General features: G+C 66.4%; 13 protein-coding genes and 1 riboswitch. Of the genes, 4 read left to right on the top strand and 9 right to left on the bottom strand.

Annotation, left to right across the window (positions count from 1 at the left end; genetic code table 11):
• Positions 1-172: 172 nt before the first annotated feature.
• The 6 genes from QO207_RS22040 to QO207_RS22015 form a co-directional block, all read right to left on the bottom strand.
• Positions 173-3,967: a 5-oxoprolinase/urea amidolyase family protein gene (locus QO207_RS22040; protein ID WP_301534425.1), complete on the bottom strand. Its 3,795-nt coding sequence runs from the start codon at positions 3,965-3,967 to the stop codon at positions 173-175.
• 249 nt (positions 3,968-4,216) lie between these two features.
• On the bottom strand, positions 4,217-4,852 hold the full coding sequence (locus QO207_RS22035; protein ID WP_081517598.1) for an urea amidolyase associated protein UAAP2: 636 nt from the start codon (positions 4,850-4,852) through the stop codon (positions 4,217-4,219).
• 11 nt (positions 4,853-4,863) lie between these two features.
• A complete protein-coding gene (locus tag QO207_RS22030; protein WP_301534424.1) occupies positions 4,864-5,583 on the bottom strand; it encodes an urea amidolyase associated protein UAAP1 in 720 nt (239 codons plus the stop codon).
• Positions 5,584-5,594: 11 nt separating this feature from the next.
• Positions 5,595-6,401, bottom strand: a complete 807-nt coding sequence (locus QO207_RS22025; protein ID WP_301534423.1) for an ABC transporter ATP-binding protein — start codon at positions 6,399-6,401, stop codon at positions 5,595-5,597.
• Entirely contained in the window at positions 6,398-7,213 is an 816-nt protein-coding gene (locus QO207_RS22020; RefSeq protein WP_301534422.1) for an ABC transporter permease, read from the bottom strand. The genes QO207_RS22025 and QO207_RS22020 overlap by 4 nt, the downstream gene beginning before the upstream one ends.
• 143 nt (positions 7,214-7,356) lie before the next feature.
• Entirely contained in the window at positions 7,357-8,421 is a 1,065-nt protein-coding gene (locus QO207_RS22015) for a putative urea ABC transporter substrate-binding protein (RefSeq protein ID WP_301534421.1), read from the bottom strand.
• 57 nt (positions 8,422-8,478) lie between these two features.
• A riboswitch (guanidine-I (ykkC/yxkD leader) is annotated at positions 8,479-8,577 on the bottom strand.
• Positions 8,578-8,844: 267 nt separating this feature from the next.
• Between QO207_RS22015 and QO207_RS22010 the strand changes: the two genes are divergently transcribed.
• Positions 8,845-9,102, top strand: a complete 258-nt coding sequence (locus QO207_RS22010; RefSeq protein WP_301534420.1) for a DUF1145 domain-containing protein — start codon at positions 8,845-8,847, stop codon at positions 9,100-9,102.
• A 336-nt stretch (positions 9,103-9,438) separates the two neighbouring features.
• Here QO207_RS22010 and QO207_RS22005 read toward each other — a convergent pair whose 3' ends face one another.
• Positions 9,439-10,350 carry a LysR family transcriptional regulator gene (locus tag QO207_RS22005; protein ID WP_301534419.1) on the bottom strand — a complete coding sequence of 304 codons (912 nt, stop codon included), beginning with the start codon at positions 10,348-10,350 and terminating at the stop codon, positions 9,439-9,441.
• A gap of 97 nt (positions 10,351-10,447) precedes the next feature.
• Between QO207_RS22005 and QO207_RS22000 the strand changes: the two genes are divergently transcribed.
• The 3 genes from QO207_RS22000 (at position 10,448) to lapD (ending at position 15,313) form a co-directional block, all read left to right on the top strand.
• Positions 10,448-12,421 carry an alkyl/aryl-sulfatase gene (locus tag QO207_RS22000; protein ID WP_301534418.1) on the top strand — a complete coding sequence of 658 codons (1,974 nt, stop codon included), beginning with the start codon at positions 10,448-10,450 and terminating at the stop codon, positions 12,419-12,421.
• A gap of 190 nt (positions 12,422-12,611) precedes the next feature.
• On the top strand, positions 12,612-13,295 hold the full coding sequence (gene lapG / locus QO207_RS21995; protein WP_301534417.1) for a cysteine protease LapG: 684 nt from the start codon (positions 12,612-12,614) through the stop codon (positions 13,293-13,295).
• Between the two features lie 74 nt (positions 13,296-13,369).
• Complete coding sequence (lapD, locus tag QO207_RS21990) at positions 13,370-15,313, top strand: cyclic di-GMP receptor LapD (RefSeq protein WP_301534416.1); 1,944 nt, start codon at positions 13,370-13,372, stop codon at positions 15,311-15,313.
• 955 nt (positions 15,314-16,268) lie between these two features.
• Here lapD and QO207_RS21985 read toward each other — a convergent pair.
• Positions 16,269-16,598 (bottom strand): tryptophan synthase subunit beta, encoded by a 330-nt coding sequence (locus tag QO207_RS21985; RefSeq protein ID WP_184587194.1) that lies wholly within the window; start codon positions 16,596-16,598, stop codon positions 16,269-16,271.
• 116 nt (positions 16,599-16,714) lie between these two features.
• Positions 16,715-22,277: Ig-like domain-containing protein (locus tag QO207_RS21980; RefSeq protein WP_301534415.1), on the bottom strand; the 5,563-nt coding region annotated here is incomplete at its 5' end.

Here is a 22,277-nt window from a genome sequence, read left to right as displayed (position 1 = left end):
TCTCCCGGAGGGAGAGGGGGAAGAGCAGTCCGACGGGGTGTTGGGTTCAATCCACCGGCCGGGCCGTGGATTCAGGATGAATCGAATGCGTCCGCCTGCTCCGAACAGCCCCCTCTCCCGCTTGCGGGAGAGGGGGCTGGGGTGAGGGGCTCTGTGCTCTTGGCAGACCTGCTCAGGCCTCCTCCATCACCACCACCCGCTGCCCGGCGCGCACCGGCGAGCCAGGCTGCACGCGGACCTCGCGCACCACGCCGTCGCGCGGGGCGGTGAGGGGGATTTCCATCTTCATGGATTCGAGGATCACCAGGATGTCGCCGGCCTTCACGCTGGCGCCGGCTTCTACCTGCACCTGCCAGAGGTTGCCGGCGATGTGGCTTTCGACGGCGTGCTGGCCGGCGCCGAGCGGGGCGTCCTCGCCGGTGTCGACGGCAGCTTCCTCGCTCTCGAAGTGCGCCTGGCCGGAGGCGATCCAGCGCTCGCGCTCGGCATCGAAGGCGGCGCGCTGGTGGCTGCGGAAGGCGGCGATACTCTCGGCTTCCTCGGCGAGGAACTGCTGGTAGTCAGCCAGGCGCAGTTCGCTGTGCTCGATGCGCAGCGGGTAGCGGCCCAGCGGGAAGTCGCGGCGGATGCGCAGCAGCTCCTCGGCGGACACGGGATAGAACCGCACCTGGTCGAAGAAGCGCAGCAGCCACGGCTTGCCGTCGAACGCCGCGACCTCGCGGTAGCGGTTCCACATCTGCAGGGTGCGGCCGACGAACTGGTAGCCGCCGGGGCCTTCCATGCCGTAGACGCACAGGTAGGCGCCGCCGATGCCCACGGAGTTTTCCGCGGTCCAGGTGCGCGCCGGGTTGTACTTGGTGGTGACCAGGCGGTGGCGCGGGTCCAGTGGCGTGGCCACCGGAGCGCCGAGGTAGACGTCGCCCAGGCCCATCACCAGGTAGCTGGCTTCGAACACGGTGCGGTACACCGCCTCCAGGTCCGGCAGCTCGTTGATGCGGCGGATGAACTCCAGGTTGCTCGGGCACCATGGCGCGTCCTTGCGCACGGTGGTCATGTACTTCTCGATGGCCAGCTGGCAGGCCGGATCGTCCCAGGACAGCGGCAGGTGCACGATGCGCGAGGGCACCTTGAGGTCCTGCGCGGCGCAGACGGCGTCCCACAGGCCGGCGACGGTTTCCAGCAGGCTCTGCAGCGGCAGCGTTTCCGGCTGGTAATGCACCTGCAGCGAGCGAATGCCGGGGGTGAGGTCGATCACCCCGGCAAGATCCTTCGCCTCCAGCGCCTGCATCAGCGCGTGGGCACGGAAGCGCAGGACCAGGTCCAGCTCGGGCTGGCCGATTTCCAGCAGCAGGTGGGTGTCGCCGGAGAGGCGCGCGAGCAGGCGGGTGTCGTCCTGGCCGAGGTCGAGGACGACGGGGGAGGTGAGCATGGTGCTCGGGCTGCCCTCACCCCCCGCCCTCTCCCGCAAGCGGGAGAGGGAGCTGTCCGCGTGGCCGGATAGCACGGCAATCACCGGCAGCTCCGTACTGCCCCCTCTCCCTTTGGGAGAGGGCTGGGGTGAGGGGGAGCCGGGAGCAGCGGAGCTGGCTTGTACACCTGTAGGAGCGAGCTTGCTCGCGAACGGAGTTCCACCTGGCACTTCGGCGATATGCGGTTCGCGAGCAAGCTCGCTCCTACGAAGAGCGGCCAGTTTACGGGCTCCGGAAATGGATACCGGCAGGAAACACACCTTGTCCCCAGCCTTGAGCTGGCCGAGTTGCCAGAGGTCGGCCTCGATCACCGTCACCGGGCAGACGAAGCCGCCCAGGCTCGGGCCATCCGGGCCGAGGATCACCGGCATGTCGCCGGTGAAGTCCACCGCGCCGATGGCGTAGGGGTTGTCGTGAATGTTCGACGGGTGCAGCCCGGCCTCGCCGCCGCTCTCGCGCACCCATTCCGGCTTCGGGCCGATCAGGCGCACGCCGGTGCGGCTGGAGTTGAAATGCACTTCCCAGTCGGTGGCGAAGAAGGTCTCGATGTAGGCCGGGGTGAAGTATTCCGGCGCGCCGTGGGGGCCGTAGATCACGCGGATTTGCCTTACGGCTGGCAGCTCGGTACGCAGTTCTGGCGGCAGGCTGGCGCCGTGGCTGTCGTCCGCCAGCTCCGTCAGGTGCAGCACGTCACCGGCACGCAGGGCACGGCCGCCGTGGCCGCCGAACTGGCCGAGGGTGAAGGTGCTCTTGCTGCCCAGGTAGTCCGGCACCCGCAGGCCGCCGCGCAGGCACAGGTAGCTGCGCGCGCCGGCGCCGCCAACGGTGCCGAGGCTGAGGGTGGAGCCAGCGGCGATGAGCAGCACCGTGTCCATCGGCTGCTCGATGCCATCCAGGCTGATCGGCAACGTTGCGCCGGTGACGGCCACCACGGCGTTGGTGTTGAAGCGCAGGGTCGGGCCGCTCATGGTGATTTCCAGGGCGGCGGCACCTTCGGGGTTGCCCAGCAGTACGTTGCCCAGGCGCAGCGCGCGGTCGTCCATCGGCCCGGACGGCGGCACGCCCACGGCCCAGTAGCCGAGGCGGCCGGGGTAGTCCTGCACGCTGGTCTGGGTGCCGGCGCTGAGCACTTCGAAGGTCTGCGCGCGGTAGCGCAGGCCTTCCAGGCAGCGGGTCCAGGGCGAGCCGCTGGCGAAGGGGGCGTCTGCGAGAGTCTGCCGCAGGTAGTCGCGGTTGCATTCCACGCCGTAGAGCTGGCTTTTGCCGAGGGCGCGGTCGAGATCGGCGCTGGCCTGTTCGCGGGTCGGCGCCCAGGCGATGAGCTTGGCGATCATCGGGTCGAAGTAGGGCGGGATTTCGCAACCGGCCTCGACCCAGGTGTCGATGCGTAGCGCCTTGCCGTCGGCCGTTGGGAATTGCACGGCGGTGAGCAGGCCGGGGCAGGGCTGGAAGTCGCGGCCCGGATCTTCCGCGTAGAGGCGCGCCTGGATGGCGTGGCCGCTGGGCTTCAGCGTTGCCGCCAGCTTGCCCAGGGACGGCAGGTCGCCTGCGGCCAGCTCGATCATCCAGCGCACCAGGTCGACGTTCCAGACCTGTTCGGTGACGCCGTGCTCGACCTGCAGGCGGGTGTTCACTTCGAGGAAGTAGAAGCGCTGCGCCTCGCTGTCGTAGACGAACTCCACGGTGCCGGCGCTGCGGTAGCTGACGGCTTTTGCCAGTTGGATTGCCGCTGCGCAGAGGGCTTGCGCCATGCCGGCGGGGAGGTTGGGCGCCGGGGTCTCTTCCAGCACCTTCTGGTTGCGCCGTTGCACCGAGCAGTCGCGCACGCCGAGGGCGATCACTTCGCCGTGGCCGTCGCCGAACACCTGCACTTCCAGGTGCCGGGCGCGCTGGATGTATTTCTCGATGAACACGCCCGAATCGCTGAAGTTGTTCTGCCCCAGGCGCTTTACCGCGTCGAAGGCATCGCGCAGTTCGTCCGCCGAGCGGCACACGCGCATGCCGATGCCGCCGCCGCCGGCGGTGCTCTTGAGCATCACCGGGTAGCCGACCTGCTCGCCGGCACGCAGGGCGGCGTCAAGGTCTTCCAGCAGGTCGGTGCCTTCGAGCATCGGCACGCCCTGCTCGCGGGCCAGCGCGCGAGCGGTGTGCTTGAGGCCGAACAGGCGCAGTTGCTCCGGTGTTGGGCCGACGAAGGCGATGCCGGCGGCTTCGCAGGCTTCGGCGAACGCGGCGTTCTCGGAGAGGAAACCGTAGCCGGGATGGATCGCTTTCGCGCCGCTGGCGCGGGCAGCCTGGAGAATCTTCTCGACCACCAGGTAAGTGTTCGACGCCGGGCCTTCGCCGAGGCTGATGGCCTGGGCGGCCTGCTGGATGTGCAGGCTGGCGGCGTCGGCTTCGGAGTAGACGGCCACGCCTTCTACGTGCAGCTCACGCAGGGTGCGCAGGATGCGGCAGGCGATGGCGCCGCGGTTGGCGATCAGGAGCTTGTCGAACATGAGGGCGTCCCCATGGGGTGGCGGGCCGTCCCGCCGTCATTCTTTGCGCACCACGGTCGTCCGTGGCGCAGACGCTTTTCGTAGGAGCGAGCTTGCTCGCGAACCCTGCTTAGCTCCGGGGCTCGGGCGAAGTCTGTTCGCGAGCAAGCTCGCTCCTACAGGTACTCGCCACTCGGAGTGTTGGGCTGCATTGAGCACTCCGGCTCTGGCTCAGCGCGTACAGCCAGCGCCGCAGCGCCTGCAGCCGCATCAGTCCCATACCAGCAACTCCGCCGGGGTCGGGTTCCAGCCGTTGCAGGGGTTGTTGAGCTGCGGGCAGTTGGAGATCAGGACGATGACGTCCATGTGCGCGAGCAGCTCGACGTACTTGCCGGCGCCGGAGATGCCGTCCTCGAAGGTCAGGCCGCCTTCGGCAGTGACCGGCACGTTCATGAAGAAGTTGATGTTGTGGCTGATGTCGGCCTTGGTCAGGCGGCCGTCGTGCAGGCTGGCACGCAGGAAGTTGTCGCGGCAGCTGTGCATGTAGCGCTTGTCCAGGGCGTAGCGCACGGTGTTGCTTTCCTGGGCGCAGGCGCCGCCGAGGGTGTCGTGGCGGCCACAGGTGTCGGCGCTGATGGTCAGCATCGGGTTGCCGAGGTTGGACCAGAGCACGCTGCCGGCGCTGAGGTAGACCTGCCCCTGCTTGCGCAGGGTACGCTGCACGTCGTAGCGCTCGCGTGGGTTGGCGGCGCTGAAGAACAGCGTGTCCACCGCCTGGTTGCCTTCCAGGTCGAGGATGCGCAGGGTCTGCCCGGCCTTGAGTTCGGTGAGGCTGGGTTCGCCGGCCGGGATCAGGGTGCGCGAGACGCAGGCTTCGGGGTGTTTGTCGCTGGGGACGATGGGCATGCTCGCGCTCCTTACAGGTACTGGCGTTCGGTGTTGTGGAAGCCGCGGCCGTTCTCCGCGCGGGAAGTGCGGCAGAGCACGCTGATGCCGTCGGACGCGACCTGCTGCCAGGTCAGGCCGATGGGCTTGGGCGCGTACTGCGGGTGCGGGTCCAGCGGGTGCTGCAGGGCGGTGAGCACGACGAGGGTGTCCATCGGCGCATAGAGCTCGACGTAGTCGCCGGCTTGCGAGTTGCCCTGGGCGAAGCGCAAGCAGCCGTCGGCGTCGACGTCCACTCGGCTGAACAGGTTCAGGCACATCAGCAGGTCCTGCAGGCGCATGTCCCACTTGCCCATTTCCACCAGCAGGTTGTCCGCGCCGTTGCGGTGGAAGCCGTTGCGCAGTTCCTGATAGCGGCCGGCGCCGTACTTCTCCTGTACTTCGGCGGCGTTGAGCACGCCGCCGAGGCTGTCGTGCCAGCCGCAGGTGTCGGCGGTGATGGCGGCCAGCACGCGGCCCATGTCCGAGTACAGGCAGTGGCCGGCGGTGAGGCGCGCGGTGTGCTGGCACTTGAGGCTGTCGGGCAGGTTCAGCCGCTCGCTCTTCTCGGCGGCGTTGAACAGCAGCACGCTGGCGTTGCCGCCGCCTTCCAGGTCGGTCAGGCGCAGTAGCTGGCCGCGCTTGAGGACGAAGGAGTTGTGGCCGCCGCCGGGGACGGTATCTTCATAGAGGGTGGTGCGCAGTTCGTTCATGGCGGGTTCCTTCAGTMGGCCGGCGTGATCGCGGGCTCGGCGGCCGGTTGCAGGCGCGCGGCGAGCGTGGCCGGCAGGGCGGCGCGGGCCGCGCGGCGGTCGGCGTTGAGCGGGATGTCGTAGGTGATGCGAGCGCCGTAGGCATTGGGCGCCTGCGGGTCGTGGCGGACCTTGTCGAAGACCAGCAGGCGGGTGCCCAGGCTGAAGCCCTCGGCGAGGTCGTGGGTGACCATGAACACGGTGAGCCGGGTTTCCTGCCACAGCTCCAGCAGCAGGGCGTGCATGTCCTTGCGGATGCCGGGATCGAGTGCGCCGAAGGGTTCGTCGAGCAGCAGCACACGCGGCTTCATCACCAGCGCCTGGGCTATCGCCAGGCGTTGCTGCATGCCGCCGGAGAGGGCGCTCGGGTACTGCTGCAGGGCGTGGCCGAGGCCAACGCGCTTGAGCAGTTCGGCGGCCTGTTCTCGGGCTTCGCGCTTGGCGGCGCCGAACATCCGGCCGAGCAGCGGCGAGCGCGGCAGTTCCAGGCCGAGGGCGACGTTGTCGAGCACGGTCAGGTGCGGGAACACCGAGTAGCGCTGGAACACCACGCCACGGCTGGGGTCGGGTTCTGCGGCCAGCGGCTGGCCTTCGAGCAGCAGCTCGCCACGGCTGGGGCGTTCCTGGCCGAGCAGCAGGCGCAGGAAGGTGGACTTGCCGCAGCCGGAGGCGCCGACCAGGGTGCAGAACTCGCCTTCCTTCACTTCCAGATTCAGGCGTTCGAGCACCACGTTGCCGGCGTATTCCTGCCAGACGTTCTTCACCTGGATGAAGCTCATGCCTTGCCTCCTTCGTACCAGGGGAAGGCGCGCCGGGTGAGCGCGCGCAGCGCCCAGTCCATCAGCCAGGCCAGCGCGGTAATCCACACCACGTAGGGCAGGATCACGTCCATGGCCAGGTAGCGGCGCACCAGGAAGATGCGGTAGCCCAGGCCGTCGGTGGAGGCGATGGCCTCGGCGGCGATGAGGAACAGCCAGGCCGAACCGAGCATCAGGCGCAGGGAGATCAGCAGGCGCGGCAGCAGCTGCGGCAGCACCACGCGCAGGATCAGCGTCCAGGTGCTGGCGCCCAGGGTCTGCGCCTTGATCAGCAGTTCGCGGGGGATTTCCCGGGCGCGCTGTTCGATGTCGCGGGCGACGCAGGGGGCGACGCCGATGACGATCAGCACCACCTTGGACAGCTCGCCGAGGCCGAAGACGATGAACAGCACCGGCAGGATCGCCAGCGGCGGGATCATCGACAGCACGGTGAGCAGCGGCGAGAGCGGTGCGCCGAACAACGGCACGCTGCCGGCGGCGATACCCAGCACCAGGCCGAGCAGGGCGGCGATGGACAGGCCCATGCCAAGGCGTTGCAGGCTGGCGCCGGTGTCCTGCCAGAACAGCACCTCGCCGGTGCGCTTGTCTTCGCTGAACGCCAGGCGGTTCACCGCGTCGGCCATCTGCGCGGCGCTGGGCAGCAGCTTGTCGTTGGGGTTCTCCGCCAACCGTGAGGTGGAGCCGGCGAAGTAGGCGAACAGCAGCAGGGCGAAGGGCAGCAGCACGAGGAACAGGCGGCCGCTGCGGTCGGGGGTTCGGTTGATCAGGCGCATGGGTCGTACCTGTTGATCGCGGTGGAGGCTACTTGTAGGAGCGAGGGGGACGCCCAGTTCTTGCTCGCGAACGGAGTTCCGCTTGGCACCCAGGTGTCATGCGGTTCGCGAGCAAGCTCGCTCCTACGAAAAGCCCAAGAGCCTCAGAGCTTGCCGTCGGCCGCCATCTGCACGTAGGTCGGGTCGAAGCGCAGCTTGAGGTTCTGCGCGTCGCCGGTGGTGAGGCCGCCGGCGAAGCTCATGCCGACCGCCTCGGCGCTTTTCGCACCCTCGCCGAGCAGGCCGTGGGCGAAGGAGAAGGCCGCGACCTTGTCCATGGTCGCCGGCAGTTTCGGGCTGGTGGCGAAGGCCAGTGCTTCCTTCGGCGTGGCAAACAACCTGGTGGTGGCAAGCTGGCTCTGGTAGCCGGCGAGATCGGTGCCCGAGGCCTTGGCCATGTGCTCCAGCGCGGCGCGGGTCTCGGCGCTTTCGCCCTGCATCAGCGCCACGGTTTCGAACCAGGCGCCGGTCAGCGCCTTGCCCAGCGCGGGGTTGTCCTTCAGGACCGCGCTGTTGACCACCATCATGTCCATGATCTCGCCGGGGACCTGGCTGGAGTTGAACACCTCGGTGGTGCCCGGCTTGGCGCGGGCCTCAGCGAGCATCGGGTTCCAGGTGGTCACGGCCTGCACGTCGTCGGTGTTGAAGGCGGCGGCGATGTCGGCGTCGGAGGTGTTCACCGTCTTCACGTCCTTCTCGCTGAGACGTGCGTTCTCCAGGGCGCGGGCAAGCAGGTAGTGGGAGACGGATAGCTCCACCAGGTTGACGTTCATACCCTTGAGGTCGGCCAGGGTCTTGCCTTCACCCTTGAGGACGATGCCGTCGTTGCCGTTGGAGAAGTCGCTGACGATCAGCGCGGTGGAGTCGACGCCGCCGGCGGCGGGGATGGTCAGGGCGTCCATGTTGGTCATGGTGCAGCCGTCGAACTGGCCCGCCGTGTACTGGTTGATCGACTCGATGTAGTCGTTGAGCTGGGTGACCTTGATCTCGATGCCGTACTTCTTCGCCCACTTGTCGACGATGCCGTGGCTGGCCGCATATTCCCAGGGCATCCAGCCGGCGTAGATGGTCCAGCAGAGGTTGAAGCTGTTCTTCGCGGCGGCGCCGGCCGAGAGGCTGAAGGCGGCGAGGCCGGCGGCGAACAGGGCGGTCAGAAGGGGCTTGCGCATGGAGCATCTCCAGTCGATGGGCGGGCAGGCAGGAGTCGGGCGGCACTTGTCGCTCTCGTCTCCCGGGCTTTTGTCCCGCCGTGTAACCTCGCTGGAGGTCGATGACTCTCGGACCAGTCACTCGCTGCGCGAGCCGGAACCCTAGTCATCCATTGTCAGATTGTGGTGCCGCTGTCCGAATGGTTCGGATCTCTCCTGCACACCAATTGCAAAGCGAGCGGCGTGCCAAGTCGGCGAAAGTGCCGGGGCAGAAGGGCTGCGCTGGATCGGCGGAGGTTTTTCGCTGCAAGCGAGGGCATCCGGGCGCCCTCAAATGAAGCGCGCCGCCGCATCCTGGTGCGAGGGCCAGTCGAAAGACAGGAGCGTGTGGGGCGCGCCGGGCGGCAGACTGCTGCGACCTTCACCTTCGAGGATTCCATCGCCATGTCCGAGTTGCTGAGCTTCGCCAAGGGGGCGCTGTCCATGTTCTGGCTCGCCGCCGTGCTCAACCTGATCTACCCGTTCGGCGAGCTGCATCGCCCGCTGCTGTGGCTCTCCGCGATCCTGCTGGTGGTGCACCTGGGCGAGGTGCTGCTGCTGGCTCGCCGTCGCTCCTGGCTGGAGCAGGTACAGGTGCTGCTGTTCGGCGTGCTGCACCTGCAGGGCCGCAAGCTGCGCCGCCTGGAAACTGTAAACGGCTGATTTACCCAAGCTTTACCTTTCGCTGCGGCACCGCCTTCTGAAGGAAATGTCTGATCTTGCGAGACCGGAAGAATGTACGCCCTGCATCCGGCAGGGCGGCCGTCTCGCTTGATGGAGGCGCCATGCGTCGTATCTTCGCTGCAGTACTGATGATCCTTCCGTTGACCGGCTGTGTGGTCTACGAGCATGACCATGGAGGCTGGCGTGATCGACCGCACTATTACCGTCCGGCACCGCCGCCGCCGGCCTACTACGGTGGCCCGTACCAGGGGTGGCATCGTTGAGGCGTGGTCCTGATGAGTATCGCTTCGCTCCACGCCATTGTGCGCAGAGCGCTCACGACGCGGCGTTGAACGCCGCGTCTTCCTCCAGCAGCATTTCCACGAACTGGCTGGCCGCCGGCGACAGGCTGCGGCTGGCGTGGCGCACCAGGGCGTAGGCGGAGCCACGCCCGGCGACGTCACCGCTGCTGGGCCAGGGCAGCAGCGCCAGGGTCCCGGCCTGCACATCGGCGGCCACCACATCCCAGGTCGCCAGGCAGAGCACGTCGCTGCCTTTCACCAGTTCCTTGAGCATCAGCACGTCATCGCATTGCACACTCAGCGGCTGCTCGCGGCCGAGGGTACGCGCCAGCCCTTCGTGGGCGTCGCGCGGCAGGCGCGGGCCGGCCAGCGGGTAGTCGAGCACGTGTTCTACAGACGCCTCGGTGCCGATCAGTGGATGCCCCGGTCGGCAGAACAGTACGCCCCGGTGAACCCGTAGCGGCAGGATGTCTAGGCGGCTGTCACCTTCGAGTTCGCGATAGTCGGCGATGAACAGTTCCAGCTCGTCGTCCAGCAGGCGCTGGTGCAGCTCGCTCCAGTTCTCGATGGACAGCAGGATCGACACCTTCGGGTGCGCGCTGCTGTAGCGCGCCAGCACCTGCGGCATCAGCCGCGCGCCGGGAAAGGGTCCGGCGCCCAGGCGCAGTTCGCCGGTTTCCAGGTCGGCCATCTGCAGCACGGCGTTCTTCAGCGCGCGGTCGCCGGCCAGCAGGCGGCGGGCGTGCTCCAGCACTAGCCGGCCGTGGGCGGTGAGGGTGACGCCGCGCGGATTGCGGTCCACCAATTGGCAACTCAGCTGGCCTTCCAGAGCCTGGATGCTGCGCGACAGGGCGGGTTGGCTAAGATTCACCGCATCGGCGGCGCGGGCGAAGTGGCCGTGTTCGGCCAGGGCGACGAAGTGGCGTAGCTGGCGAAGATCGCTCATGCGCTTCCTGCATTGATTATGAATTTGGAATGCATTGGAATTATTAACGCGACGGCCGGCATAGTGCGAGCACAACAACAAATTCCGGAGCCCTCCGATGTCCCGTCTTTCCGCTGCCGTGCTGGTCGCCAGCCTCTGCCCCGGCCTGCTGGTCGCCGCCGAACAGCCCAAGCCACCCTCCACTTTCACCGAAGCTGCCCAGGAGCAGGTGCGCCAGTCGCTGCCGTTCAGTGACCGTGCCGACTTCGACCGTGTGGAGAAGGGCCTGATCAAGCGCCCCGAGAACCTGGTGATCAAGAACGAGGACGGCACAGTTGCCTGGGAACTGGGCGGCTATGACTTCCTCAAGGCCGCCAAGGATGTCGCCAGCGTCAACCCGAGCCTGATGCGCCAGGCCCAGCTGAACCTCAGCTACGGTCTGTTCAAGGTCACCGACGGCATCTACCAGGTGCGCGGTTTCGACCTCGCCAACACCACCTTCATCGAAGGCAAGACCGGCTGGATCGTCATCGACACCCTGACCACCCCGGCGACCTCCAAGGCCGCCTACGCGCTGGTGAGCCAGGAGCTGGGGCAGAAGCCGATCCGTGCGGTGATCTACAGCCACGCCCACATCGACCACTTCGGCGGCGTCAAAGGCCTGGTCAGCCAGGAGCAGGTGGACAAGGGCGAGGTGCAGATCATCGCGCCCAAGGGCTTCATGGAAGCGGCGATCAAGGAGAACGTGCTGGCTGGCAACGCCATGCTGCGCCGCGCCACCTACCAGTACGGCACGCTGCTGCCCAAGGGGCCGAACGGCCAGGTCGACATGGCCATCGGCAAGGGCGTCGCCCACGGTCCGATGAGCATCATCGCGCCGACGAAGACCGTCGATGGCGAGCTGGTGGACATGGACATCGATGGCGTGCCCTTCACCTTCCAGAACACGCCGGGCACTGAATCGCCGGCGGAGATGAACGTCTGGCTGCCGCAGCAGAAGGCGCTGCTGATGGCCGAGAACGTCACCGCTACCCTGCACAACCTCTACACCCTGCGCGGCGCCGAGACCCGCGACCCGCTGGGCTGGAGCAAGTACATCAACCAGGCGCTGCATCGTTTCGGCGACCAGGCCGAGGTGATGTTCGCCGTGCACAACTGGCCGCGCTGGGGGCACGAGGACATCGTCCACACCCTGGAGAAGCAGCGCGACATGTACGGCTACCTGAACGACCAGACCCTGCACCTGGCCAACAACGGGGTGACCATCAACCAGATCCACGAGCGCCTGAAGGTGCCGCCGGAGCTGGCCAACGAGTGGTTCAACCGTGGCTACCACGGCAGCGTCAGCCACAACGTGCGCGCGGTGGTGAACAAGTACCTGGGCTACTACGACAGCAACCCGGCGACGCTGAACCCGCTGGCGCCGGAAGACTCGGCAGTGAAGTACGTCGAGTACATGGGCGGCGCCGACCACCTGCTGCAGATGGCCAGGGCCTCGTTCGACAAGGGCGAATACCGCTGGGTAGTGGAGGTGGTCAACAAGCTGGTCTTCGCCGACCCGAGCAACCAGGCCGCGCGCAACCTGCAGGCCGACGCCCTGGAGCAGCTCGGCTACCAGGCGGAGAACGCCGGCTGGCGCAACAGCTACCTGGCGGCCGCGCAGGAGCTGCGCAACGGCGTGCCGCGTGACCTGCCGACCATGAAGTCGGGCAGCCCCGATGCGCTGGCGGCGATGGATACCGGCCTGCTGTTCGACTACCTGGGCGTACGCCTGAACGCCGAGAAGGCCGAAGGCGAAGACTTCTCCATCAACCTGGTGCTGCCGGACAAGAACGAGCAATACCTGCTGGAGCTGAAGAACTCGCACCTGAACAACATCAAGGGTGTGCAGAGCGAGAACGCCGGGCAGACCGTGACCATCGACCGTGCCGACCTCAACCGCCTGATGCTCAAGCAGGTCTCGCCGGTGCGTCTGGTGTTCGAGGGCAAGCTCAAGAGCTCGGGCAACCCGCTGCTGCTGCCCAAGCTGTTCGGCCTGCTGGAGGACTTCAACTTCTGGTTCGACATCGTCACGCCGCCGCAGAAGAGCTGACTGATCCCTTCCCCTCTGGCGCAACCGGCTCCCCTGCAGGCCGCGCCAGCACTAGATGGCACATTGCGATGATCGCATTGTGCCATTGTTTTTTTCGCGGCCAGTCTGCACCATGCGACGCTTGCGCCGGCAGCTGGTTGCCGGTGCTCGCAGTCGAGTAGTCGCGAACGTGTTCAGCCGTTTTCCCAGGATGTTGCGCCGTTGCTGGCCGGGGTCGTTGGCCCTGGTGCTGGTGACTTCGCTCGGCGTGCTGGCGGGGGCGCAGCAGAGCGAGTGGAACTTCAAGCTGATCAGCGAGCAGTCAACGCGCCTCTACGGGCCGCTGGGGGAGGGCCAGCTGCGCATCGATGCCTGGCAGAAGCTGCTCGCGCAGCAGTCCGCTGCAGCGGAACGCGACCAGCTGCAGGCGGTCAATCGCTTCTTCAACGACCAACTGCGCTTCACCGACGACTTGAGCCTCTGGCACGAAGTGGACTACTGGGCCACTCCGGTGGAGGCGCTGTACAAGGGCGCTGGCGATTGCGAGGACTTCGCCATCGCCAAGTACATGAGCCTGCGGCATCTCGGCGTGCCGGCACAGAAGCTGCGCATAACCTACGTCAAGGCGCTGCGCCTGAACCAGGCGCACATGGTGCTGACGTACTACTCGCGGCCCGACGCCGTGCCGCTGGTGCTGGACAACCTGATCGGCAGCATCCTGCCGGCCAGTCAGCGCAGCGACCTGCAGCCGGTCTACGCCTTCAACGGCGAGGGCCTGTGGCTGGCCGGCAGTGGCGCGGGCGGCGGCAAGCAGGTGGGCGACAGCAAGCGGCTTTCGCGTTGGCAGGACCTGTTGAAGAAAATGAAGGCCGAAGGCTTCCCGCTGGATGAATAGCCTTTGAGCGACCAGCCACAGAAACGAGCGCTGTACCGATACGATTAGCTCCGACGAGGGAGCCTGGAGACACGATGTCCCTGTTCAAACAGTTGTTGATCGCCATCTGCCTGTTCCTGGTGGTCGCTTTCACCGGTGGCTTCATGGTCAGCCTGGAAAGCTCCCGCGAGCAGTACGGCAACCAGTTGCGCTCCCACGCCCAGGACGCGGCCACCGCGCTGGGGCTGTCGCTGACGCCGAACATCGACGATCCGGCGATGGTCGAGCTGATGGTCAGTTCGATCTTCGACAGCGGCTACTTCGAGAGCATCCGGGTGATCGACCTGGCCACCAACAAGGTCATCGTCGAGCGCACCGGCGTGCCTGACGCGGTGGCGGCCAAGGTGCCGCAGTGGTTCGTCACACTGATCGACCTGCACTCGGCCGGCGGCGACGCCATCGTCAGCCGCGGCTGGACCCAGGCGGCGCGGGTCGAGGTGCAGAGCCACCCGATGTTCGCCATTGCCAAACTCTGGCAGAGCGCCCTGGGCAGCCTGCTCTGGCTGGTGCTGTGCGGCATCGCCAGCGCCGTGCTCGGCGCCATCCTGCTGCGCCGCCAGCTGCGCCCGCTGGACTACATGGTGGCGCAGTCCCACGCCATCGCCCGCCGCGAATTCCTCAGCCTGCCCGAGCTGCCGCGCACCCCCGAGCTGCGCCGCGTTGTACAGGCGATGAACCAGATGGTGGAAAAGCTCAAGGCGCTGTTCCAGGAGCAGGCCGAACGCAGCGAACGCCTGCGCGACGAGGCCTATCAGGACAGCCTGACCGGGCTGGGCAACCGGCGCTTCTTCGACATGCAGCTGCACAACCGCTTGAGCGCCGAAGACCAGGTCAGCAGCGGTGTGCTGCTGGTGCTGCGGGTAAACGATCTGGCCGGCCTCAACCAGCGCCTGGGCGGCCAGCGCGTCGACCAGTTGCTCAAGGCCGTGGCCGACCAGCTGCGCCTTTCCGGGCAGGGACTGGGCGCCGGCTTCACCCTGGCGCGCAGCCGTGGCGGCGAGTTCGTGATGCTGGCGCCGGGGCTGATGCCCGAGGAAGCGCCGACCCTGGCGATGCGCCTGGAGGGCATGCTTGCCGCGCTGGCCACCACCGGTGCCAGCGATGTCAGCCCGGTGGCGTGCCTGGGGTTGGTGCCCTTTGTTTCCGGCGACTCCGCCCAGGCCCTCCTGCAGCGCGCGGACGAGGCACTGGTGCAGGCCGAGCGACAGAACGACAGCTGCTGGGCCTTCCTCCAGGGCGGCGCCAAGCCGGTCGCCGAGGAGCGTCACACCTGGCACAAACTGCTCGACGAGGCGCTGATGCACAAGCGCTTCCAGCTGCACTTCCAGGCGGTGGTGTCCTGCGCCGACCCGCAGGTGGTGCTGCATTACAAGGTGCTCTCGCGCCTGCCGGACGGGCAGGGCGGCAGCATCGCCGCCGGGCGCTTCCTGCCCTGGCTGGACCGCTTCGGCTGGACCGCACGGCTGGACCTGCTGATGCTCGAAAGCGTGCTGGCCGACATGGCCAGGCACAACCGCCCGCTGGCGCTGAACCTCTCTGCTGCGTTGCTGCGCGACGAGTGGGCGACCACTCGGGTGTTCGACCTGCTGCGCCAGCATCCGCAGTTCGCCGGGCGCCTGACCCTGGAGCTGGAAGAAGACCAGTTGCCGGCGCAGCCGGTACTCGAAGCCCTGACCCGCCGCCTTGGCGAGCTGGGCTATCGCCTGAGCCTGCAGCACTTCGGCGGGCGCTTCAGCATGATCGGTAACCTGGCGCGGCTGGGGCTGGCGTATCTCAAGGTCGATGGCAGCCACATCCGCCATATCGACCAGGAGAACGACAAGCGCCTGTTCATCGAGGCCATGCAGCGGGCGGCGCACAGCATCGACCTGCCGCTGATCGCCGAGCGCGTGGAGACGGCGGGGGAGTTCCGGGTGCTGAAGGAGATGGGGATTCAGGGCGTGCAGGGGCAGTTGTTTGGTGGGCCGGCGCCGTGGTGATCTGAGTTTGTGCGTGCGGTGGCGGCCTTGTCGTTGCGACGCCGGTCTTGCCGGCGGTTCGCGAGCAAGCTCGCTCCTACAGGTTGATGCCGGGGTTCACGGTTGCGTAGGAGCGGACTTTGTCCGCGATGTCCTGCGCGGCGGGCTCCGCGCTCGTCGAGAAACACTGGATTTCAATGCGCTGTAGGAGCTAGCCCATGCCCGCATGATGCTGCTTCAGCATGGATGTTCTGCGCCGCTTCGGCATGCGCGCGGGCTTCTCGTTTCGCCCCCTCGGGCGAGTTACTTTTCCAAACGCCGAAAAGTAACCAAAAGGCTTGCCCCGGACATCCGGTTTTTCGCCTAGGCGAAAAATACCCTCGTTGAAGCGAAGTTTCAGGGGCACGCGCTGACGGGCCGTCCCTGGCCCGACAGCGCTCTCGCGACATCCATGTCGCTCAACCCCTGAAACTCCGCTTCAACGAGGCCTCCTGAACGGGGCATTCGGCGCGTGCGGATGTTTCTCTGGAAGTCTTCAAGAGCCAGAGCCAGAGATTCGCTCTTCGTAGGAGCGAGCTTGCTCGCGAACCATCCCCGCACCGGTATAACAGCTTTTCGTAGGAGCGGACCTTGTCCGCGATCAGAGCGCCCACCCGCACCGAAGTCACGGTGAGGCACCAACGTAGGATGGCGTGGAGCGCAGCGATACCCATCGATGGACCCGCGCCGACAGCCTGAACGTCGTCAGCGTCCTGCCGGGGAGGGAGATAGAGTGCGGTTCGCGAGCAAGCTCGCTCCTACAGGTTGTGTTGAAGGGTGGTTGTAATGCCAGGCTGCGGAGTACGTCGCGCGGGATTTCGCGGACAGGGTCCGCTCCTACGCGAGCCTGGGCGTCGGCATCAGCCGGCAGGGGCGGCTCATGGGTGCGGTTATAGGTAAGCCGAGCGCCAACACCTGAGCCAGAAAAAAACGGGGCTCAGATCAGCCCCGTTTCCTCGTCGTCGTTGATCAGCCGGGTCAGCCCGCCCAGGGCTTCACGGGCCTGGGTGCGGTTGAGCAGTTTCGAGCGTGCCGCCGGCGGCAGGTCGGTGATGCGGATCACGCCCTTGGTGATCAGCACCGAGATCAGGTCTTCCAGTACCCGGATCATGTCCAGGTCGCTCTGCTTGAGTTGCAGCAGGCTGCTTTCGGCCGCCCAGGCCTGGATGTCCGGGTGGTCCGCCGGCAGCTTGCCGGTGGCTCCGTCGAACTCGGCGTCTTCGACGCGCGCGATTTTTCCGTCGGCGTTGCGCTGGATGTACAGCATCGGCCCGTCCCCATTGCTTGTGATGTGAAGGAACGACAGCGGAGCCATCCCGAAGGATGGCCCCGCTGTCGCCGTGTCAGAGCCTGACCGGTTGGCTGCCTGGCGGCAACCTGGGATCAGTGATGCTCAGTCTTGACCACCGGATCGGAGCCCGCCACCAGCTTGTTGACGATTTCCGTGGAGGTCGAGCCGTAGCTGGAGAGATCCACGCCGCTCAGCTTGATGGTGACGTCCGCCGCGCCGCCGTTGTTGATCTGCCCGGTGGTGCTCACCTGCAGGGTCGACGTGGTGGTATCCACCTTCAGGTAGCTGAGGATGTCGTTGTGCGCGGTGTCCGGCAGCAGGTCGCTGATGTCGATGCGGTCGCCTTCGCTCGCCTTGAAGTCGGTGATGATGTCGTTGCCGACGTCGCCCGCCTTCCAGATGAACAGGTCGGCACCCGCACCGCCGGTGAGGATGTCGTTGCCCTTGCCGCCAGTGAGCTGGTCGTCGCCCGTGCCGCCGATGAGGATGTCATTGCCATTCTCGCCGAACAGGAAGTCGTTGCCGCCCTGGCCGTAGAGGATGTCGTTGCCATCGCCACCGTACAGGTGGTCGCTGCCGCCACGGGTGTCACCTTCGACGTTGAACAGCGCGTGGTTGTTCTTGATGTAGTCGTACATCTCGTCGCTGGTCGCGGCATGGCCGTTCTTCAGCTCCAGGAACGCCGACAGCGCGCTGACTCCCGAACCCGCTGGCATGTCCGATGGTTTCGCCGGGTTGCCGTTGACGCCCCAGGGCAGGTTATCGGTGTTGATGGTGTCACCGAAGATGATGTCGTCACCTGCGCCACCATGGATGGTGTCGTTGCCGGACGGTGCCAGCTCGGTGGAGGTGGTGCCACCATGCAGGGCGGCGGTGAGGTCGCTGGCCTGCTTGACGATGTCCACTTCGCCGGTCGGCGCATAAGCGGTGGTGGTCTGCTTGATGTTGTCGATAGTGACGCCAGCGGTGCTGCCGTTGTTGGTGGTGTCGTTCAGCTCGTAGCTCAGGTGGTAGGTACCTTCGCCCACTGCACCGGTGGTGTAGGTGGTATTGCTTGCGTTGAACGCCAGCGTCTTGGTCTCGACCGTGGTCCAGACACCGTCGACGTTCTTCTGCAGCGACCAGGTGAAGGTATCGCCACGGCTCATGGTGTCGGCGAAGTCGAAGCTGAAGGTCGACATGCTGTTCTTGGCGACAGTCAGGTCCGAACTGATGGCCGAGCTGGAACCAGCGGCATGGGTGTCGGTCAGGGCCAGCTTGCTGTTGGCAATGGCGACGGTACCGGTGGAGCTCTTGGACAGGGTCCAGCCCGGCAGCGCGCTGCCGTTGTCAAAGGTGAACAGCGTGGAGGTTTTCGCCGCAGCCAGGGCCATCGAGGTATCGACACCGGTGACGCTGGTGTTGTCGAAGTGCTTGAGGATGTCCGAGTTGACGTTGGTGCCGATGCCGATGGCACGCACTTCGCTCAGGCCGCTGAGGGTAACGAACGCCTGAGCCGACTCCTTGACGATGCTGGTGCTGGTGCTGGAGCCGTCACCGTAGTTTTTCGACTCGGTCGGGTCGCCGTCGGTGAGGAACAGCGTCAGGTTGGTGTAGCCGTTGGCCTTGCCGTTGAACCAGCTGACCGCCTGCTCGAACGCCGCCTGGTAATCGGTGCCGCCGGTGGCGGACAGGCCGTTGATGGCAGTGACCAGCTTGTCGATGTTGGCGCTGGTCAGGTCGGAGATGCTGACCTTCAGGCTGGCGGTGCTCTGGAAGCCGATCAGGGCGATGTTGATGATGCCGTCATGGCCCTTGAGTTCGTTGGCCAGGCTGACCAGGGCGTCCTTGACCAGCTTCATCCGCGAGTCGGCGGTGCTGCCGGACTGGCCGGCAAGGTTCCAGGCCATGCTGCCGGAGGTGTCGACCACCAGGGCGATGTTGTAGTTGGTGCCGCCCTGGGTGAGCGTCTTGATGCCGCCCACGTCGCCGAGGATGACGTCGTCACCCGAGCCGCCGGTGAGGTCGTTGTCGCCGTTGGGGGTGGTGGTCGGGATCTGCACCTGGCCGACGTGGAGGTCGAAGCCGTAGGTCGCCGAGGTATCGACCCCGCCGTTGGCAGTGCCGCCGCTGTCCTGCACGGCGAAGCTGAAGTGCGCGTTGGCGCCCGAGGCGTCCGGCACGAAGGTCAGCTTGCCGCCGGAGACGTCGCTGACGCTGATGGCCTGGCCGGCCTTCACTGCAACGCCATTGAGCAGCAGGCTGCCGGAGTCCGGCAGGGCCTTGATGACGACGTTCTGCAGGCTGTGGTTCTGGCCGTTGGCCGAGTCCGCGGTATCGCTGAAGGCGAAGTCCTTGAGCCCGAAGGTGTAGGTCTTGCCGGCATACAGGCTGGCCGAGGCGTCCGCCGACAGCGGCGCGTCGTTCACCGCGGTGACGCTGAAGGTCAGGGTGTTGGACGAGCCGGAGAAGGCGTCGTGGCCGTCCTGTACCGAGAACTTCAGGGTCGCGTAGGCCGAACCGGCGGCGTTGGCGATCGGGGTGTAGACCAGGCTGGCGAGCAGGCTGACGGCGATCACCTGACCGGCGGTGACCGACTGACCGTTGAGGGTCAGGCTGCCGGCGGTGGGCAGGTTGTCGATGCGGATGGCCTTGAGGGCGTCCCCGCTGTCCTTGTCGGCGAAGCCGAAGTCGGCAGCGCTGAACGTGCGGCTGCTGTCCTCGTTGAGGCTGACGGTCTTGTCGGCGCCGGTCGGGGCGTCGTTCTCGCCGTTGATGGTGATGGTCACGGTGGCCGGAGCGCTGACGGCGCCCTGGACGTCCTTGGCGGTGTAGGTGAAGGTCACCTGGCGGGTTTCACCGGCATTGAGCGAGTCGAATGCGGTGCCCGGGTTGTACACGTAGCTGCCGTTGGCGTTGAAGGTCAGGGTGCCGGCGCTCGGGCCGCTGACCAGCGCGTAGCCGTTGGCATCCACGGCGCTGTCGACGTCGGTGGCGGTCGGAACCTGGCCGCTGATCGAGGTGTTCTCGCCGGTGGACTTGCTGTCGCTCTTCGCATCCGGCGCATCGTTGACCGCGGTCACACCAACGGTGACGGTCGCGGTGCTGGTGCCGCCGTGGCCGTCGCTGATGGTGTAGGTGAAGCTGCCGTTGCCGTTGAAGTCCTTGTTCGGCGAGAACACGACGTTGCCGCCTTCCAGCTTGACGCTGCCGTTGACGGCACCCTGGACGCTGATGATCGACAGCGAGTCGCCATCCACGTCGCTGTCATTGCCCAGCAGGGTCTGCGGGGCGATGGTCAGCGGGGTGTCTTCGTTGGTCACCAGCTCGCCCACGGTGTGGGTCAGCGGGGTGCCGCCGAGCACGCTGTAGGTGCCGCCCTGCGGACGCAGTTCGACCTGCAGCTGGGCCTGGCCACCCTGATCCCAGTAGACGATCTCGATCTGGTGATTGCCGCTGTCGGCGATGCTGAAGACGGCGGATTCGCGGCCGGTCGGGCTCTGGTTGCCGTCGTACTTGAAGACTTCCTTGCCGTCGATGCGGATGATGAAACCGTCGTCCGCATTCACGCGGAACTGGTAGGAACCCGCATTGAGGTTCACCAGGCCGGTGAGCTGGATGATCGCATCGGAGGTGTTCGCCGGGTCGGTGTTCAGGCTCTGCGCGTCGTTGCCGAGGAACTTCTGCAGGTTGCCGTCGCCGCCCAGGTCTCCGCCGCCGAGGTTGTAGTTCAGGCTGGTGGAGGTGAAGGTGGCGCTGGGCGTGTGACCGTTCATGAAGCTGGTCACCTGGCTCAGGGTGGTCAGGTTGAGGCCGTCCGGGCCTTCGTTGTAGCCCCAGTAGTTGCCCTTCAGGCCGCTCAGCGAGTACGAGTCGTTCACCGCCACCGGGTTGTCGTTCACCGGGGTGACGTTGAAGGTCAGCTTGTTCGGCGTGGTGTCGAAGCCGCCGTTGCTGTCCTTCACCGAGAAGGTGAAGTTCGCGTAGTTGTTGCCGTTGGCGTTGGCCGCCGGGGCGAACACCAGCTTGCCGAGGTCGGCGACGTTGACCACCTGGCCGGCAATCACGGCGCTGCCGTTGAGCTTCAGCGTGCCGTTGGTGGGCAGGCTGTCGATGCGCACGGCGGTGAGGGCGTCGTTGTGGTCGACGTCGCTGAAGCCGAAGTCGCTGGCGCTGAAGCTGCGCGAGCTGTCCTCGTCGAGGGTGATGGTCTTGTCGGCGCCGTTGGGGGTGTCGTTGGCGCCGTTGACGGTGATGGTCACGGTGGCCGGTGCGCTGACTGCGCCTTCGACGTCCTTGGCGGTGTAGGTGAAGGTCACCTCGCGGCTTTCGCCCGGAGCGAGGGTGTCGAAGTCGGTGCCCGGGTTGAAGGTGTAGCTGCCGTTGGCGTTGAAGGTCAGGCTGCCGTTACCGCTGCCCACGCCCTGGACCAGGCTGTAGCCGTTGGCGTTGACCGCGCTGTCGACGTCGGTCGCCACTGGCACCTGGCTGGTGAAGGCGCTGTTCTCGCCGGTGGACTTGCTGTCGTTCTTGGCTTCGGGTGCATCGTTGACCGGGGTGACGTTGATGCTCACCACCGAGTCGACGGTACCGCCGTGACCATCGCTGACACGCACGGTGAAGCTGTCGCTGCCGTTGTAGTCCTTGGTCGGGGTGTAGGTATAGTCACCGGTCGTCGCGTTGAGCGTGACGGTGCCGTGGGCCGGCGCGGAGCCATTCTTCACGGCGTAGGTCAGGGTATCGCCGTCGACGTCGTTGGCAATGATCTTGCCGGTCAGCGGGGTGTCTTCGGCGGTGGACTTGGACTGGTCGCTGGTGGTCGGTGCGTCGTTCACCGGGGTGACGGAGATGGTCACCACGGAGTCGACGGTGCCGCCGTGGCCATCGCTGACGCTGACGGTGAAGCTGTCGCCGCCGTTGTAGTCCTTGGCCGGGGTGTAGGTGTAGTCACCGGTGGCCGCGTTGAGCACGAGGGTGCCGTGGGCCGGCGCGGCGCCGGTCTTCACGGTGTAGGTCAGGCTGTCGCCGTCCACGTCGTTGGCGATGATCTTGCCGGTAAGAGCGGTGTCTTCCGGAGTGGTCTTCGACTGGTCGCTGGTGGTCGGTGCGTCGTTGACCGGGGTGACAGAGATGGTCACCACCGAGTCGACGGTGCCGCCGTGGCCATCGCTGACACGCACGGTGAAGCTGTCCGGGCCGTTGTAGTCCTTGGCCGGGGTGTAGGTGTAGTCACCGGTGGTCGCGTTGAGCGTGACAGTGCCGTGGGCCGGAGCTGCGCCGGTCTTCACGGTGTAGCTCAGGATATCGCCGTCGACGTCGTTGGCGATGATCTTGCCGGTCAGCGGGGTGTCTTCCGCGGTGGACTTGGACTGGTCGCTGGTGGTAGGCGCGTCGTTGACCGGGGTGACGGAGATGGTCACCACGGAGTCGACGGTGCCGCCATGACCATCGCTGACGCTGACGGTGAAGCTGTCGCCGCCGTTGTAGTCCTTGGCCGGGGTGTAGGTGTAGTCACCGGTGGCCGCGTTGAGCACAAGGGTGCCGTGGGCAGGCGCTGCGCCGGTTTTCACGGTGTAGGTCAGGCTGTCGCCGTCCACGTCGTTGGCGATGATCTTGCCGGTAAGAGCGGTGTCTTCCGGAGTGGTCTTCAGAGCGGTGTCTTCCGGAGTGGTCTTC

This window comes from Pseudomonas sp. CAN1 (assembly GCF_030462585.1).
GTDB lineage: Bacteria > Pseudomonadota > Gammaproteobacteria > Pseudomonadales > Pseudomonadaceae > Pseudomonas.
This window is presented reverse-complemented; position numbering and strand designations above follow the sequence as displayed.

Excerpts from the sequence above, each read along its gene's own strand:
- QO207_RS22040 (WP_301534425.1), bottom strand. The coding sequence starts at position 3,967 with ATGTTCGACAAGCTCCTGATCGCCAACCGCGGCGCCATCGCCTGCCGC.
- QO207_RS22035 (WP_081517598.1), bottom strand. The coding sequence starts at position 4,852 with ATGCCCATCGTCCCCAGCGACAAACACCCCGAAGCCTGCGTCTCGCGC.
- QO207_RS22030 (WP_301534424.1), bottom strand. The coding sequence starts at position 5,583 with ATGAACGAACTGCGCACCACCCTCTATGAAGATACCGTCCCCGGCGGC.
- QO207_RS22020 (WP_301534422.1), bottom strand. The coding sequence starts at position 7,213 with ATGCGCCTGATCAACCGAACCCCCGACCGCAGCGGCCGCCTGTTCCTC.
- QO207_RS22015 (WP_301534421.1), bottom strand. The coding sequence starts at position 8,421 with ATGCGCAAGCCCCTTCTGACCGCCCTGTTCGCCGCCGGCCTCGCCGCC.
- QO207_RS22010 (WP_301534420.1), top strand. The coding sequence starts at position 8,845 with ATGTCCGAGTTGCTGAGCTTCGCCAAGGGGGCGCTGTCCATGTTCTGG.
- QO207_RS22005 (WP_301534419.1), bottom strand. The coding sequence starts at position 10,350 with ATGAGCGATCTTCGCCAGCTACGCCACTTCGTCGCCCTGGCCGAACAC.
- QO207_RS22000 (WP_301534418.1), top strand. The coding sequence starts at position 10,448 with ATGTCCCGTCTTTCCGCTGCCGTGCTGGTCGCCAGCCTCTGCCCCGGC.
- lapG (WP_301534417.1), top strand. The coding sequence starts at position 12,612 with ATGTTGCGCCGTTGCTGGCCGGGGTCGTTGGCCCTGGTGCTGGTGACT.
- lapD (WP_301534416.1), top strand. The coding sequence starts at position 13,370 with ATGTCCCTGTTCAAACAGTTGTTGATCGCCATCTGCCTGTTCCTGGTG.
- QO207_RS21985 (WP_184587194.1), bottom strand. The coding sequence starts at position 16,598 with ATGCTGTACATCCAGCGCAACGCCGACGGAAAAATCGCGCGCGTCGAA.